The organism is Pelagibius sp. (assembly GCF_028289705.1).
Lineage (GTDB): Bacteria > Pseudomonadota > Alphaproteobacteria > Kiloniellales > Kiloniellaceae > Pelagibius.
In genome coordinates this window covers 1-15160 of the sequence record NZ_JANQOI010000006.1, presented here as the reverse complement: position 1 = coordinate 15160, position 15160 = coordinate 1, and the positions used below count along the sequence as shown (strand labels likewise).

The following is a 15160-nucleotide window of genomic DNA, read 5'->3' as shown; positions in this document are numbered from 1 at the left end:
AGACGTGAGCGAGCATGTACCGGGCCCTGCACGACCTTATTGCGATCCAGGCCGGGCAGCACCCGGATCGCACTGCCTTGGTCCACAAGGCCGAAGCGCTCTCCTACGGCGACACTTGGGAAGAGGCCCAACGCCTGGCCGCCGGTCTTCAAGCCCTCGGCCTGACTCGCGGCCAGCGGGTCGCGGTCTTCCTTGAGAAGCGATTCGAAACAGTGCTGGCGATCTACGCCGCCAGCGCAGCCGGCGGGGTCTTCGTGCCGGTCAACCCGGTGCTCCGTCCGCTGCAGGTCGCCCATATCTTGAATGACTGCGCGGTCACGGTGCTGATCACCTCCGCCGAGCGCCTGGACGCTCTCGGGGACCTGCTGGAGAACTGCCCGTCGCTTCAGTCCATTGTCGTCGCCGGCTCAACCTCCAGCCGGACCGCAGCAGCACCGCAGCTGGTTTCCTGGCAAGAGCTGATGGCGACACCGGCAGCGAGTTTGCGCCTGGCACATCCGCTGGACGGCGACATGGGCGCAATCCTCTATACCTCGGGGAGCACGGGGCACCCCAAAGGCGTGGTGCTGTCTCACCGCAATCTCCTGGTGGGCGCGGAGAGCGTCAGTCAATATTTGGAGAACGATCCCTCCGACCGTATTCTCTCGGTGTTGCCGCTGAGCTTCGATGCAGGCCTCAGCCAGATCCTGACCGCTGCGCGGTCGGGGGCCTGCTGCATCCTGCTGAACTACCTGCTACCCCGCGAAATGCCGCGGGTCTGCGCCCGCGAAAAGGTCACCGGCCTGACCGGCGTGCCGCCGCTCTGGTTCCAGCTTCTCAATCTGGACTGGCCGGAGGACGCCGCCCAGAGCCTGCGTTACTTCGCCAACACCGGCGGTCACCTGCCGCGGCCGGCGGTGATGCGGCTGCGGGAGATCTTTCCCAAGGCGGCCCCTTATCTCATGTATGGCCTGACCGAGGCCTTCCGCTCCACCTATCTCGACCCGCGGGAGGTCGACCGCCGGCCCGACTCCATGGGCAAGGCCATCCCCAATGCCGAGATCCTGGTGGTCCGGGAGGATGGCAGCCCCGTGGACGCCGGCGAGGTCGGTGAGCTGGTTCACCGCGGCCCCCTGGTCTCCCTCGGCTACTGGAACGACCCGGAACGCACGGCCGAGCGGTTCCGCCCGGCCCCGGGCCAGCCCGCCGGCCTCACCCTACCGGAGATCGCCGTCTGGTCCGGCGACCTCGTGCGCCGCGACGAGGACGGCTTCCTCTACTTCGTCGGACGCCGGGACGACATGATCAAGACCTCCGGGTATCGGGTCAGCCCGACGGAGATCGAAGAGGTGGTCTTCGCCTCGGGGCTGGTCGACGAGGTGGCCGCCATCGGCCTTCCGCACGAGACCCTGGGGCAGGCCATCGTGCTCCTGGTCAAACCGAAGGACGGTGCCGGCGCCGACAAGGATGCACTGCTTGCGGTTTGCCGCCAGCAGCTCCCAGCCTATATGCTGCCCCATCAGATCGAGGAGCGGCAGGGGCTTTATCGCAATCCCAATGGCAAGATCGACCGCAAGCGCCACGCCCGGGAACTGAGTGTGGCGGCGCAGGAAAGTCAGTATGACTGAACGCGACGACCACCCGGCACTGAAGGGCTGGCAATCGCGCGAGGGCGAACTGCTGGTCGGAAACGTGCCGATCACCAGCCTGGCCCGGCGGGTCGGCCGGACGCCCTTCTTCGCCTACGACCGGGCGCGGCTCAAAACGCGCATCGCCGAACTGCGCGCCGAGCTACCTGAGCGTCTCACCCTGCACTACGCCATCAAGGCCAATCCAATGGCCGCGCTGGTCTGCTTCCTGGCAGAGCGCGTGGACGGCTTCGACGTCGCCTCGGCCGGGGAACTGACCAAGGCGCTCGATGCTGGCATGGCGCCGAGCAAAATCGGCTTCGCCGGGCCCGGCAAGACCGACCAGGAACTGACCCAGGCGCTGGCGGCGGGGGTGCTGGTCGAGGTCGAGTCGGGAGGAGAGCTGGCGCGCCTTTCGGGGTTGGCCGCTGACATTGGTGCGACGCCCCGTATTGCGCTGAGGATCAATCCGGACTTCCAGCTCAAGGGCTCGGGCATGCGCATGGGCGGCGGCGCACAGCAGTTCGGCATCGACGCCGAGGACGCGCCGCAGATCATCGCCGACGGACGGGCCCGCGGCCTGGAGATCCAGGGCTTTCATATCTTCGCCGGCTCCCAGAACCTCAATGCCGAGACCATTGCCGAGGTTCAGACCAAAACCCTGGATCTGGCCCTGCGTCTTGCTGACCTCCTGGCATCGCCCATGCGCTATCTGAATCTGGGCGGCGGCTTCGGGATCCCCTATTTCCCAAAGGACCGGCCCCTGGACCTTGCACGGGTCGGCGAGAGCCTGGCCACTGTCGTGGACACGCTCGCAGAGGCCCAGCCCCAGGCCCGGCCGGTGCTGGAACTGGGGCGCTACATCGTCGGCGAAGCCGGCCTCTATGTGACCCGGGTGATCGACCGCAAGGTCTCCCGCGGCGAGGTCTTTCTGGTAACCGACGGCGGACTGCACCACCACCTGGCGGCCTCCGGCAACTTCGGGCAGGTGATCCGCCGCAATTTTCCCCTGGTGATCGCCAACAGGATGGGCGCGGCGCCGCAGGAAAGGGCCTCGGTGGTCGGCTGCCTCTGCACGCCCCTCGACCTGCTGGCCGACAAGGCCAGCCTGCCCCGAGCCGAGGTCGGCGACCTGGTGGCGATTTTCCAGTCCGGCGCCTACGGCCTCACCGCAAGTCCCACCGCCTTTCTAGGCCATCCCGACCCGGCCGAAGTGCTGGTGTGAGCCCCACGCGAGGCCGTTCTCGACCTATATCGATCGCCTGAGTGCTGCGCCGCTAATAGCGCGCCACGACGGCGTAGTAGAGCTTGCGCATCTTGGTGCCGAAGGAACTGGGGCCGTTCCCCACTTCGTAACCGAAGCGTGCGAGCGCTTCCTGGGCGATCTCATCGAAGATCTTGACGTCGGCCTCCGGCAGGCGGGTCTTCCAGGCAAAGCACTTGCTGGGGTCGGGGCGCGAGACGGAGTTCTGGTGCCACTCCAGGCTGCGTTCCGGCATCGCCTGCCTGGCCGTCTCATGGTAGTCCAACATCTGTTCGCTATAGGGCTCGTCGATGAACGTGCAGATCCTCCGCAAGACGGTCTCGGTGTTGCGGACGAGGTCCTCGTAGTGGACCAGCAGATAGCGCTCAGGGCCCAGCAGGCCGCCGATCTTGTCGCAGAGGATGGTCGTTGAGTTCCACTCCCGCGCCACCTTCGGCAGATGCCGGCTGGCCCAGGAGACCGACTTGTGAGAGAGCGCAACATCGCGCCCGTCCCGGATCACATGAATGATCTTGGCGTCGGGAAACATCGTTGCCAGCACATCGATATCTTCGTTGTGCTCCGGGCTCTTGTCGCCCCAGCGCTGCTTTCCCTGACGCCGCGCATAGCTGAGCATCACGCTGTCGATCAGTTCCGCCATGCTGCCCGGCCGCGCCGCGAGGACTTCGTCCTCGTCGGTGATCAGCTTTCCGAACTGGGCGAATCGTTCCCCGGCAATATCCCGCAGCGCGGCCTTGGCATTCTCCGCTTCGCTCAAATCGCCGTAACGCTCCGCCGCACGCTGGTATCTGGCGAAAAATCCGGTTTCGAAGGGGACGGCGATATTGGGATGGCTGTTGATCATCAGGCGCGCCATGGTCGTCCCCGACCTTTGGAACCCGATGATCAGGACGGGCGGTTTGATTTCGTCTCTATCCATTGAGGACTAAGGCTGCCAGCGCCGCATGTTGGTCCGTTCGTACACCTGCCGCCCGCGCAGCGGCGACAGAATTTGAGAGCCTGCAAGTGTCGTACGGGGTCGTCACCGACTATTCAACAAACATCGTTAAGAGTTCATCTCACATCGACGCAAACTCGACGTCGGGGCAGGGCCCGCGCGGCCAGCGGACCGTCCCCTGATCGATGACCAGTTCGAAGGCTGCCGGTGTTTGGGCCGTCAGATCCAGGCCCCAGGCGGGAGCCAGCAGACGCTGGAGGCCCAGCGCGCGGACGGTGACAGCCTCCCCGACACGGCACAGCCAAAGCAGGCGGCCCTGGAAGGTGATATCCGCCCAGCGCTGCTCTTTGGGGGTATCGCAGAGATCGAGCAACAGAAGGCCCTCGTCCCCCGTTCCCTCGATCCGGTACCCCAGGTGTTCGTCGGCGGCGGCAATCTCTTCGAGGGCCCCGGCCTCGCCGGTTTCCAGGCTCAGAAAGAAGGCTGCCCCGCGGGCCCCGGGCGCCAGCGGATAGCGCAGGTTTGCCGCCGGCTCGAGGCGGCCGTAGGACGGCGAGACCCAGCCGCGAAAGGGTTCGAAACCGCCGCTCACCAAGTCCGGGCCTTCGGTCCCGCAGGGCCGTATGGTCAGCTTCGTGGCGCCCTCCTGCCCCTGCGCCTCGGCCGTGGCATCGCCGGCCAGGCGGCAATCCAGACCCGGCGCGAACTGCCAACCCACGGCGGCGGCGCCGTCGGAGCGTGGCGGCAGCCGGTCGTAAACCAGCCAGCCCCGGCCCCAGAGGTGGACCACCCCGCGGCGGTGACCCGTGTAAGCGCTGGTGCCGACGACATGGCCCTCTGTCCAGGAAAGCCCGGCGCCCGCCGCCGAGCTTTGGCGCGATGCGACCTGACAGGGCAAAGTCCAGGCCCGGAAGTCGCCCGTGAGATCCCCATAGGGCTCCAAACCCTCCAAATAGAGACCGCTACGGCTGCGGGCACTGGCGAAATGCGCGCGAAGGTTCGGCCGCCCCGGCAGATCGGGATGCGGCTTGAAGCGGTAGCTGTAGGTTCCGGGCGGCGCCAGCACCATCTCGGTCCCGACGCGCAGACAAAGGCTCAGCAGATCGCCGTGGCTGTGCCCCCCGATCCCGGGCGCCGCCGGCGACGGCCCCAGGCGGAAGATCAGGCAGGCTTCCGCCCCGGGCTCGGCAAAGAGCGCGAAGCCGCTGTCGGGAAAGAACCGGAAGGGGGCCTCCGCCAAGGGAGTCTCCGGATTCGCCGCGAGGTCGCCCTCCAGCAGCCAGTAAGCCGCCTCGCGCCCGGGAGCGTCGTCGGCGGCCGGCGCCACCTGCGGGTCGAAGCAGCGCCGCTGCACCTCGCGCAGCAAGGCGGTCTGCCAGCCTTCACCGGCACCCAGTGCCAGCATGGGATCTTCCGTGGTATTGCCGATCGCCACCGGCAGCAGCGCAGGGCCGGCAAACGCCGTCTGGAAGGCCAGCATCCGCCCGATCCGCTCGCGCGCCGATTGCGGCAAGGCCCAGCCGTTGCGGCGGCTGATCAGGAGATAGGCCACCGCCAGTTCGCTGGCGAGTTCCTGGTAGTGCAGGGAATGCTCGATAGAGCCGCCATCGCCGAAGCTCTGGCGCTCCAGTTCCCTCAACCAGTTCGCCTCCGCAGCAGTCCGGTCCGGATCGGGATCGAACTCGGGCAGCAGGGCCGCGATAAGCCAGCGGGCAAAGTGCTCGGCCAGGAGATGGTTGTTGGCCACGCCGGTCCCGGCGGCCGCGACGAGAAACCGGCAATTGGCGAAGAGCGCCTGAAGCACGCGCTTGCGCAGCCGCCGCAGCGCCGCAGCGTCAACTGGCCCCGCGGCCTCGGAACTGTCCAGCGCGGCCAGAAACGGCCAGGCCAGCACAAGGGCGACGAGGTTGTAGATCACGACCAGGCTGGTGCGGTAGGCCAGAAGACCCTCCGGCTTACGCGCCTGCGCCATCCAGCCGGCCAGGACGGCCTCCAGGCGGGACACCAAGGCCGGCTGGTGGTGGCAGGCCTGGGCCCAGCGCGCGACAAAGCCGAAGCGGTGGGGGCGCAGCCCGTAGAGGACGTCCTCCAGGAGGCCGGCGGCGGGCAGGTTCCAGTTGAAGTCGGGGCCCAGCGGATCGGCCCGCCGGTCGTAGGCCGCGAGGCCGAGGCTCGAGTCCTCCTCCACCTTGTCCAGAAGCCGGCCGCGCCAGCCGGGGAACCGGTCCGCGGCTTTGGCGATCAGGCCGGGAACACGGGCTGGCGCGACGAAGCCGAGCGCCGGCTCGCGCCGGCAGAAGTGCTCGATGAGCGCGTCCCAGGCCGCTTCCCGCCGGCCTTCGCGCCAGGCCTGCAGGGCGTCCTCCGGGCTCCTCAGATGGGCGAAGAGCTCTTCCTCTTCGAAGCGCGGAGGCGTGGGAAGGGCGGAACGCCGATCGTTGTCCCGGCGCAAAAACTTGCCGAAAAGGCGCCGCACCCGGCGCAAGGTCTTGCGATGCCGGCTCGCCGCGTTCATGGCAGGATCGGTCCTGCGGTACCGGATCGGAGGGCCAAGACCGGTTCAGTCATCGCTGCGGCTCGGGACCCCAGCACATTCCCCCGAGGACGGCCCCCAGGGGCGCATCGTGCCAAGGCTTCGTCTGCCGGACCCTGCCGCCAATAGGCTTTCCGAAAGGTTTTCAGCATCCTGCCGGTTTCAGCTCATGGTTCATCCGGCATTGCGCGCGGCCATCCTTGCAGGGGCGGGTCGGGGACGGGATGAGACCACAGAAGCGCCCGTTTAGTCGACCGTTAAGGGGCGGCCGCCAAAATGGGCCAAGAGCTGCCTTTGAGGATGCGCGCCTGCGCGCGATGCCTTATAGAGGCTAGGGCTCCGAAAGCGACGTAGGCCGACGGTTCGATGGAAGAAAAACAGGCGGCAGGGACCGCAGCCTCCCGGGTGCCGGCGCCCCAAACGGGCCATGGTCGTAAGCGGCGACGGGTTCTCCTCCTCACGCCCTCTCGGCCGAGCGGTGATTTTCCGGCCTCGACCTACATTCGCCTGCTGCGGCCGCTGACCCACGAGTCAGTCGCCGACATGATCGAGATCCTGCCCGTCGGCCTGGAAGCGGCACTCACCGAGCCCGCGCATGCCCTTGTCGTACAGCGAACGGCGATCCCGGACGAAAGGTCCGCCGAAGCCCTGCTGCGGCGCTGCCGTGCCGCGGGACTGCGCAAGGTCTTCGAGCTGGATGACGACCTTCTGGAGAACCCGCCGGAGTTCCTTCGCCACACAGAGGGTTTTGCAGAGCGGCGCGCCGCGGCGCGGCTTTTCGCAAGCGGCGCCGACGCGATCACCGTGACAACGCCAGCGCTCCATGCCTTGCTGGACCGCATGTTCGCGGCCCCGGTGTACTTGCTGCCCAATGCCTTGGATGAGCGCCTTTGGCTGAAGGAGGCCCCTACGACCGGTGGCTCGGTCCTGGCGGCGACACACCACGCCATCCACAAGGCGGGGCGCCTGCTGCGGCGCCAGGCGCAGATAAGACTCCTTTACATGGGCACAGCCAGCCATCACCGAGACCTACAGACACTGCGCGAACCCGTTGAGCGGCTCAAACGCGAATACGGTCGTGGAGTGCGCCTCGATGTCATCGGCGCCACGAATGAGGAAAGCAACGAATCTTGGTTCGGCTTGATCACCATTCCCAGATACGCGCAAACCAACTACCCCGCTTTCGTAGGCTGGCTTCGCGGATTGACCGGATACCAGATCGGCGTGGCGCCTCTCCTCGACTCGCCCTTCAATCGCGCCAAAAGCAACCTCAAGTACCTCGACTACTGCGGCCTTGGCCTGGCACCGGTGGTGAGCGACGGCCCATCGTTTGAGGGCATCGTTGCCCATGGGGAAACCGGCTTTCTGGTCTCGGACTCGGTCGATGCCTGGTACGCGACATTGAGGCAGTTGATCGAGGAGGAGAGTATCCGTGAATGCATCAGAGCAAACGCCCGAGCGGATCTGATCGGCAACCACACGCTGGCCGCACAGGCGGTGGAACGACGAACGGCCTGGTGCCGCATTCTGGATATCGATCCAGACAACAGATTCATCCCCGAGAGGACGAACTGAAGGTTGCCCGATGCGCCAGCCTTAGACGTTCGGAAAGGACATTTCCAAGGTGTTGACCTGCAGAATCTGTGATGCCCAGGGGGACTTCCCGACCTATAGGCCGCGGGAAATGATGTTCGGGCTGCGCGAAGAGTTCGACTACTTTCAGTGCAGCGCTTGCGGCTGCCTGCAGATTGCAGAAATCCCAGAAAATCTCTCGAAGTACTACCCGGCAAACTACTACTCCTTTGCCGGTGGCCGCCCCGAGGGACGGCGCTTGTCGCCCATCAAGGACGCCATCAAGACGAAGAGGCTGGATCAAGTGTTGGGCAAACGGTCTCTGCTCGGCAGCCTGGCATTGACGCTTTTTGGCGAACCGGAGCTGGGAGATCACTGGATGCTGGACGTGCCGCTTCGGTCGGACTACCGCATGCTGGATGTCGGCTGCGGCAGCGGACGCCGGCCGGTATCGTGGCGCCGTTCCGGGTTCACCAATGTCACTGGAAGCGACGCCTTCATCAAGGAAGAGATCGAGTACGAAAACGGAGTGCAGATCTTAAGGAAGGATCTGCGCGATATCGAAGATCGTTACGATTTCATCACCATGGTGCACTCCTTCGAACACATGCCCGATCAGCTTCCGACCCTGCAGGCTGCCTATAGAGTTCTTAACCCGGACCGCTATCTTGTCGTCGCGTTGCCGCTCTCCTCATGCGAAGCGTGGCAAGTCTATGGTATCGATTGGGTATCGCTCGACGCGCCGCGACACATCTACCTGCACTCAGAAGCGAGCATGAAGCGCCTAGCCGAAAGAGCCGGCTTCCGGGTTCGAGAGGTGATCTATGATTCAACTGCCTACCAGTTCTGGGGTAGCGAGCAATACCGTCAAGACATCCCATTGATGGATAACGAGCGGTCCTACCGCCAGAACCGCGAGGGTTCAATGTTCTCGAATGAACAAATCGCGGCGTTCGACGAACGAGCCGCTGAACTGAATCGCGAAGGCCGCGGCGACCGCGCACGATTCTATCTTTACAAGCCTTAGGTCGGAGATTCGCCAGTTTCTTCCAGCACGCCGGCCGTCTCCGGCATGAATTCGTCGATGGCACGGCGAAGGATACGCAGTTCCTCCTCCGGGTCCCGCCTGGCCTTTTCGGCATTGCGCCTCACGTGGAACCCAAGGGGCAATCCCTGCCACATGAATTCCTCCCAGCGGCCGGGGGCGCCGGCGAGGTATCCCAGTTCCCTCAGGCCACGGCCGGTGTAGCTGTCACGCCGCTTCGGCAGATAGCAGAGTTCGTCAGGCAGCAAACGCTCCAAGAGGCGCAGGCGCCAGGAATGGCTGACCTGCGAATCCTGCGGCAGGCGAAAGACCGGAAGGGCGCACTCATACCGAACCTCCTGGGTTCCGGCATAGCGCCGATAAACCCGTGTGCCGGTATCCACGTAGTTCTTGCGGCGGGCCTCCAGTCCCAACGCGCGCCCGAGCAAGCCGGGCTTGGGAGCCTCTTCCTCCGCCCCCTCCGGGCCCAATTCGTCCCCTGGGCGCGACCTTTCAGCCTTGCCAAGGGGGCGAAAGTCGAGATCGCCCAGCGCAACGCGCTCGGTGTCGATGAAAAAACAGTGCACCGCCGGGAAGTAGCGGTATTTGCTCGCCAGCCGCGGATGCCAGGGCACGCCCAGAAACCCGAGCTCTTGGCGGTCCATGTATTGGATCACGGTGCTCACCCAATTCGGCCGCACGATGTAGAAATCGGGATCCAGAATCAGTGCAAAGCGCGTCTCGACCCGGCCGAAACAGCCGTGAAGCGCCACCGCATGTTGGAAATTCGGGTAGTAGTCGGGCGACGCCCCTGCGATGACGTCGAACCGCGCGTCATCCGTCGGGAGGCGGTCAGGCGCCCCTAACGGTGAGTTCTCCGCGACCACCCAGCGAAGGCTTGCGCCATCCCGGTTCAGGGCATCCGACAGCCGCCAGTTGAGCGCCAGGTGCGGAGCGTTGTGAAACGACACGGTACAGATCGTCAGCGCGTTTCGGGCGGCAGGAGGCGTCATCGGTTCAGCGTTCTCCGTCTGAAGAGCCGAGGAAAATCGACGGCTCCGCGCGCGCTCTGCGCTTGCGAAGGCTGTCAGCCACGTAGCTGAGAACATGGGCCTCGGCACTTCGCTCCACCTTTCCGGAAAGGGACCACAGCAGCAGAACGCTGGCCGCATAGACGAATGCGCCCAGCGCAACCGCCAACAGGAGAAGGGCCATCTGTTCAAAGAAGCCGGTTACGCCGAACGGTGGGAAGCTTATGAGGGTTTCGACCGCCGCAACCATAAGGATGCAGGAGCCAAAGCTCCGCCAACTCGCCAGCCAGAGATCTCGGAGTCTCAGACTCAGCAGCCGTCGAACAATCCAGATATTGACGATCGTCAATACACTCTGCGATGCCACATGGGCCAATGCGGCGCCAACGACACCGAATTGCCAGAGCCCGAGGAAGAGAAGCGGCAGGAAGACGACGCTCTGAATCAGCATAATGTACGTGCCGAACTGCGGCCGGCTCATTGCGAGATAAATTGGCCGCACATGGCCCCCGACCACGCGCAACGCGCCGAAAACAACCAACAGCTCGATCAGCGGTATAGCCCCGAGCCATTTCGAGCCGAGCAGTATGGGAACGAAGAGCTCGGCGGTGACACCAATGCCACAAGCCACCGGAACAGCGACCAAAACGAGAATCGCATAGGTATCGACGAAGGCCTTTTTCAACAAAGCCTGATCGTGGGACAGCTTGGCATAGCCGGGAAAGAGCGCGCGAACGATCGGCGCCATCAGCTCGGATGTGGTCAGGGCGGCAATCTGTGAAGCCAAAGAAAACAAGCCCAGGGTTGCCACATCGAGGAACTTGCCCACCGCGAAGGTGTCCGCCCTATTGTTGACGAAGCCGACGACACTCGTCGCCAGAATCCACTTCGAGAAGTTCATGATCTCCCGCCAGGCTGCGAAGCTCAGGCGAGGACGGTATGGCTGCATGACATAGCTGAGGATCAGCCTCAGGGCGGCCCCGACCAGCGTACCGACCACCAAAGCCCAGTAGTCTCGCCACAGCAGAGCCAATACAATAGTAACTACAGTACCGCTTAAACGGGGTAATATTCGAAACCTGAATTCCTTATTGAAGGTGAGTTGTTTTCGAAACTCCACAACACCTATATTGTGAAACCCCTCAAGCAGAGGCAATAACGCCAAAATAAATATGATATCGGCAAGTCTCGGATCTCCATAGAGATCCGCAATGGGAGCCGCGGCGAGCGCGATCAACGCAGCGGAAATCAATCCGCGCAACAGGCCGAGGGTCCATGCGGTATCGTAGTGGCTTCGCTCGGCTTTCTGGTTCTGGATGAGAACCAGATCGAAACCGAACTCGCCGAGCACGTCGATCGCCGCCACCACCACCATGGCCAAGGCGATCAATCCGAAATCGGCGGGTACCAGGAGCCGGGCCAGGACGATGGTACTGGCGAAACCGATACAGCGATCAGCGACCCGCAAACCGATCATCCAGGCCGCGCCGTGGGTCATTCGCCTGTTGAGGCTCTGGGCCTCCTCGGGGACTGGATCAGTCGTCATACCAACTTCGACAAGGCCCTCTGGCGTCGGTTGAAACTACGGCTGGCCGTGTCGAGTCCGCCAGCTTTCCATCATCGGAACCGCAGACCAAGCGCGCCCCAGGTGCGGGCAATTCCGTCCCCTTTACCCGGCCATCGGGCGGCAGACCTTAGCAGCCGGACCCGAGAATCCCAACTTGTAACCGGTGGTCTACCCATCGAGGCCCGCGTCACAAAAAACAGTCGCTTAGCCCGATTTCTCTCAAGCGAAGCAAGCGATTCCCTCAGGATTTGATCGACCGGCGCCGTCAAAGGAGGCCATCACGCAAATAGCACTCTTAAGTATATTGAATTACAGTAAATTTCTCTTTTAGTAGAAATTCGCCAAAGACCGCCCAGTATCCCAATTGAGAGGGAGCCGCTCAATTTCTGGCCATCCCGGGACAGCGCCCAGGGTTCGGCGACCCGAGCTCAAGCAGGGCACTGGCACAGTCGATGTGCCAATCGAAGGCCCGCCGCGACACAAGGAGCGGATGCGCACTGTGGCACCCAAGGAACTCTGACTTAACGGTCGATGTGCTATGTTCCTCCGAACGGTACGGGAGAGAACCGGATAGGCCCTGTCGAGCGTGCCGGGCTGTGGTTTGTCAGTTCGCCGACAGCAGCTTACCTTGGGGGCAGAACCCACGCAGGGCGCCTTGATCTGGATGATTGAATGGAAGCCATTTTCTTCTTGATCGACATCATAGCGGTGATCTTGCTGCTCTACTGGAGCATCATAAACGATCAACGTGATCCCGATGCGCCCACCATCGGGATCTTCGCCTACCGCAGAGCCCTCCGGCCACCCACTCCTGCCGGGCAGCGCAGAACGGCCGCGTCCTCAACCACGTCGCACAAGGGTCGCTAGAGCCTTGGCCATCCGCGACCTGGTAATGCTCTCGGCTTTGCTGGTCATGGTCCCCATGATCTTCATGCGCCCGCACACCGGTATCATCCTGTGGGCCTGGACGGCGATGCTGGTCCCCAACACCTTTCTTTTCGGCATCGGGCAATCGGTTCGCTTCAACCTGATCTTTGCCCTAGCCACCCTCATCGCCTGGTTCATCTCGAAGGAACCGAAGAAGGTCCCTTTGAACAGCACCAACGTGCTCCTGTACGTCTTTCTCTTCTGGGTCTGTCTGAGCACGCTGTTTGGCGTCGCGGAATTCGATGCGCGCATGCACGAACTGACGAACCTGATCAAGATCGTCGTGTTTACAGTTGTGATCAGTGCCCTGGTCACATCGCGGCTGCGGGTTCATGCCCTGCTCATCGGAATCGCTCTCGGCATGGGCTATCACGGCACTGCCGAGGGCGCGAAGTTCATTGTTTCCGGCGGCAACCACCACGTCTTCGGCCCCACCGGTTCCATCATCGGCGACAACAACCACTTCGCGCTTGCGATGATTTTCCTCCTGCCGGTGATCTTCTACCTCTATCACTACTCGTCGAAACGACTGATCCAGCTGGGCTTTCTCTGCGCCGGCTGCCTCATCTTCGCTTCCGTCATCGGCACCTTCTCACGCGGCGGCCTGGTGACCCTGGCCGCCGTCGGTGCCTACTGGCTGCTGCGGTCGAAGTACAAGATCCCCATGTTCGCCGCGATGGGCGTTGGCTTGGCGTTCGTCGTCTATTTCGCGCCGGAGCATTGGTTCGAGCGCATGACCACGATCCAGGAAGCCGAACAGGACGGCTCCTTCATGGGGCGGGTCATTGCCTGGAAAATCAGCCTTCTGCTGGCGCTCGACCATCCCATCCTGGGCGGCGGCATCACGGCCATTCAGAACGCTGATGTCTGGGAAAAGTATGTTCGCGACTTCGGTCGGCTGGACTTCATCCCCACCGGCCCACCGGACACGGTACGCGCGGCCCACAGCGTCTATTTCCAGTTGGTGGCGGATGTCGGCTTCGTCGGCCTGGGGATCTTTCTCCTCATCCTGTTCAGGGCCTGGTGGTCCTGCGGCAGACTGATCAAAAAGACGGCCGGCATTTCGGATCTGGAATGGATCAACAACCTGGCACGAGCACTTCAGGTCAGTTTCGTTGCCTACTGCGTGGCCGGCGCGGCCCTGAATATGGCCTACTTCGAAATGCTCTACGTCTTCGTCGTTCTGGTCGCGGTCCAGGAGAACCTCACCAAGCAGTACTTGGAGAAGACGGCGCCCCATGACGTCCCGCCGCAGATGGCGCCGGCGGCGCGCAAAGGCGCGATGGGCAGTCGGGCCAAGCTGCCCGAAGGTATGAGAAGACAGCGCTTCTGACCTGAGGCGCGACGGTGAGGCTTCGTTCCCGGTCCGGGGTCACTTCTCGCCGGTGGGGAACTCCACCAAATACAAAGAGAAACCCTTGCCCGCACGGGCCGCCTGCCAGCGGGCGGTCTGCTTTCCCAGCGGCTGGTAGTAGACGCCCATGTAAGCTCTCGGACCCGAGGAACCCGGCACGCATCCCTGGCCGTGGCGCGCCCACTGCGGATGCCATTGATGGAAGTGGCCGGGATCCGTCGGCGAGTAGGGCCGCAAGCCCACCCACTCCAGCATCCGGAACGAGCACCAGTAGCGCAGCCCGATCCAGATCGGATTGGACATATCGAACTGCTTCATGATGAACTCATGGGTCTCGGACGTGTCGACCACGGCCAAGCGGCCCCTGACGCCCTTGAACACCTGCGCGCGGGCCTGTTCGAGCGCACTCCCCCAGTAACCTTGTCCTCCCGTGGTCGTCAAGAGCTGGAAATAGCTCTTGCTGGCGGGATTGTAGATCGGCGGGTCGTTGGCCTTGGTGACCGCCGCAGCATCGCCCACGGCAACATTGAGAGACAGCAACAGGGCGAACGCGCCGGCCAGCAGGCTGAAGTTCCTACCCACCTTGGGCTGTGCTCTTTCCGCTTTTCGAAAGTCTGTGCTCATGGGTTCAGTTCGGTCCAGGCTCTCCAGGCTCCAAAGGCCCAATGAGGATACCTCTGAGCGTCCCAATCATAGCACAGTCCGGCGACCGGTGAGACGACCTTCCTGGGCCAGCCTGCACGCTTGTTGGGGCCGCACCGGATAACGGCGCCACCGTCCCGACCCATGGTTAACGCTAGGACCGCCGGCCTAGGGCGCGCGCCGGGCCTTGATCAGAATGGCCCAGCCAATGGCGCGAACCAGGGGGATGGCAGAGAGAACTCCGTCGAACGCCATGATGGCCGGGTAGGTGACGCTTTTCAGAGGTATCCATTTGGAGAAGTCTACGAGATCGGGGAACCCAAAAAGGGGGTAGCCCAGATAGCCGAAATACTGGCACTTCTCGACCACGAATTTCCCCTCCAGCAGGTCCTCCAGTATGGCGCGGCTCATGTTCTCGTGGTCGTCCGAGAAGTGATCGCCATGATAAAACAGCTTTCTCGGCAACCATGACAGGATGGAGGTGTTGGGGTCCACCAGCACCAGCTCCCCGCCCGGCCGCAACACGCGGTGCATCTCCTCGACAGCTTTCTCCGGCTCCGGCAGGTGGTGGAGCAGGCTGCGGCAGAAGGCGAGATCGAAGGTCCCGTCCGCAAAGGGCAGGTTCTGGCTGTTTCCCTGAATCAGACGATCCGAGTGCTTGGCGGCGGACTCCAGCATGGCGCTCGAGATGTCGAGGCCAAC

General features: G+C 63.5%; 12 protein-coding genes. 6 read left to right on the top strand and 6 right to left on the bottom strand.

What is annotated here, in order from left to right:
* The first annotated feature begins 14 nt into the window (after positions 1-14).
* Entirely contained in the window at positions 15-1607 is a 1593-nt protein-coding gene (locus Q0996_RS00250; RefSeq protein WP_299614819.1) for an acyl-CoA ligase (AMP-forming), exosortase A system-associated, read from the top strand.
* On the top strand, positions 1600-2832 hold the full coding sequence (locus tag Q0996_RS00245) for a pyridoxal-dependent decarboxylase, exosortase A system-associated (RefSeq protein WP_299614817.1): 1233 nt from the start codon (positions 1600-1602) through the stop codon (positions 2830-2832). Before Q0996_RS00250 ends, Q0996_RS00245 begins: the two co-directional genes overlap by 8 nt.
* A gap of 52 nt (positions 2833-2884) precedes the next feature.
* Here Q0996_RS00245 and Q0996_RS00240 read toward each other — a convergent pair whose 3' ends face one another.
* Positions 2885-3790, bottom strand: coding sequence for a sulfotransferase (locus Q0996_RS00240; RefSeq protein ID WP_299614815.1), 906 nt, complete (start codon positions 3788-3790; stop codon positions 2885-2887).
* A gap of 139 nt (positions 3791-3929) precedes the next feature.
* Positions 3930-6323, bottom strand: a complete 2394-nt coding sequence (locus Q0996_RS00235) for a heparinase II/III family protein (RefSeq protein ID WP_299614813.1) — start codon at positions 6321-6323, stop codon at positions 3930-3932.
* Between the two features lie 384 nt (positions 6324-6707).
* Here Q0996_RS00235 and Q0996_RS00230 point away from each other — a divergent pair, with 384 nt between their 5' ends.
* Positions 6708-7916, top strand: a complete 1209-nt coding sequence (locus Q0996_RS00230) for a glycosyltransferase (RefSeq protein WP_299614811.1) — start codon at positions 6708-6710, stop codon at positions 7914-7916.
* 112 nt (positions 7917-8028) lie between these two features.
* Positions 8029-8940: a class I SAM-dependent methyltransferase gene (locus tag Q0996_RS00225; RefSeq protein WP_299614809.1), complete on the top strand. Its 912-nt coding sequence runs from the start codon at positions 8029-8031 to the stop codon at positions 8938-8940.
* On the opposite strand, the gene Q0996_RS00220 is transcribed toward Q0996_RS00225, so the two are convergent.
* Together Q0996_RS00220 and Q0996_RS00215 are read right to left on the bottom strand one after the other, a co-directional pair.
* Positions 8937-9950: a hypothetical protein gene (locus tag Q0996_RS00220; RefSeq protein ID WP_299614808.1), complete on the bottom strand. Its 1014-nt coding sequence runs from the start codon at positions 9948-9950 to the stop codon at positions 8937-8939. The genes Q0996_RS00225 and Q0996_RS00220 overlap by 4 nt on opposite strands.
* A 4-nt stretch (positions 9951-9954) precedes the next feature.
* Positions 9955-11466, bottom strand: coding sequence for a lipopolysaccharide biosynthesis protein (locus Q0996_RS00215; protein WP_299614807.1), 1512 nt, complete (start codon positions 11464-11466; stop codon positions 9955-9957).
* 741 nt (positions 11467-12207) lie between these two features.
* Between Q0996_RS00215 and Q0996_RS00210 the strand changes: the two genes are divergently transcribed.
* Both Q0996_RS00210 and Q0996_RS00205 read left to right on the top strand, forming a co-directional pair.
* Positions 12208-12402: a hypothetical protein gene (locus tag Q0996_RS00210; protein WP_299614805.1), complete on the top strand. Its 195-nt coding sequence runs from the start codon at positions 12208-12210 to the stop codon at positions 12400-12402.
* A 4-nt stretch (positions 12403-12406) separates the two neighbouring features.
* A complete protein-coding gene (locus Q0996_RS00205) occupies positions 12407-13795 on the top strand; it encodes a putative O-glycosylation ligase, exosortase A system-associated (RefSeq protein WP_299614803.1) in 1389 nt (462 codons plus the stop codon).
* A 39-nt stretch (positions 13796-13834) separates the two neighbouring features.
* Here the strand turns inward: Q0996_RS00205 and Q0996_RS00200 are convergent, their stop codons facing one another.
* Positions 13835-14440, bottom strand: a complete 606-nt coding sequence (locus Q0996_RS00200; protein ID WP_299614801.1) for a C-type lectin domain-containing protein — start codon at positions 14438-14440, stop codon at positions 13835-13837.
* Positions 14441-14626: 186 nt separating this feature from the next.
* A partial coding sequence (locus Q0996_RS00195) for a class I SAM-dependent methyltransferase (protein ID WP_299614799.1) occupies positions 14627-15160 on the bottom strand: 534 nt, incomplete at its 5' end.

What these genes read in the sequence shown, in the direction of transcription:
- Q0996_RS00250 (WP_299614819.1), top strand. Translation starts at nt 15, where the DNA reads ATGTACCGGGCCCTGCACGACCTTATTGCGATCCAGGCCGGGCAGCAC.
- Q0996_RS00245 (WP_299614817.1), top strand. Translation starts at nt 1,600, where the DNA reads ATGACTGAACGCGACGACCACCCGGCACTGAAGGGCTGGCAATCGCGC.
- Q0996_RS00240 (WP_299614815.1), bottom strand. Translation starts at nt 3,790, where the DNA reads ATGGATAGAGACGAAATCAAACCGCCCGTCCTGATCATCGGGTTCCAA.
- Q0996_RS00235 (WP_299614813.1), bottom strand. Translation starts at nt 6,323, where the DNA reads ATGAACGCGGCGAGCCGGCATCGCAAGACCTTGCGCCGGGTGCGGCGC.
- Q0996_RS00230 (WP_299614811.1), top strand. Translation starts at nt 6,708, where the DNA reads ATGGAAGAAAAACAGGCGGCAGGGACCGCAGCCTCCCGGGTGCCGGCG.
- Q0996_RS00225 (WP_299614809.1), top strand. Translation starts at nt 8,029, where the DNA reads ATGTTCGGGCTGCGCGAAGAGTTCGACTACTTTCAGTGCAGCGCTTGC.
- Q0996_RS00220 (WP_299614808.1), bottom strand. Translation starts at nt 9,950, where the DNA reads ATGACGCCTCCTGCCGCCCGAAACGCGCTGACGATCTGTACCGTGTCG.
- Q0996_RS00215 (WP_299614807.1), bottom strand. Translation starts at nt 11,466, where the DNA reads ATGACCCACGGCGCGGCCTGGATGATCGGTTTGCGGGTCGCTGATCGC.
- Q0996_RS00210 (WP_299614805.1), top strand. Translation starts at nt 12,208, where the DNA reads ATGGAAGCCATTTTCTTCTTGATCGACATCATAGCGGTGATCTTGCTG.
- Q0996_RS00200 (WP_299614801.1), bottom strand. Translation starts at nt 14,440, where the DNA reads ATGAGCACAGACTTTCGAAAAGCGGAAAGAGCACAGCCCAAGGTGGGT.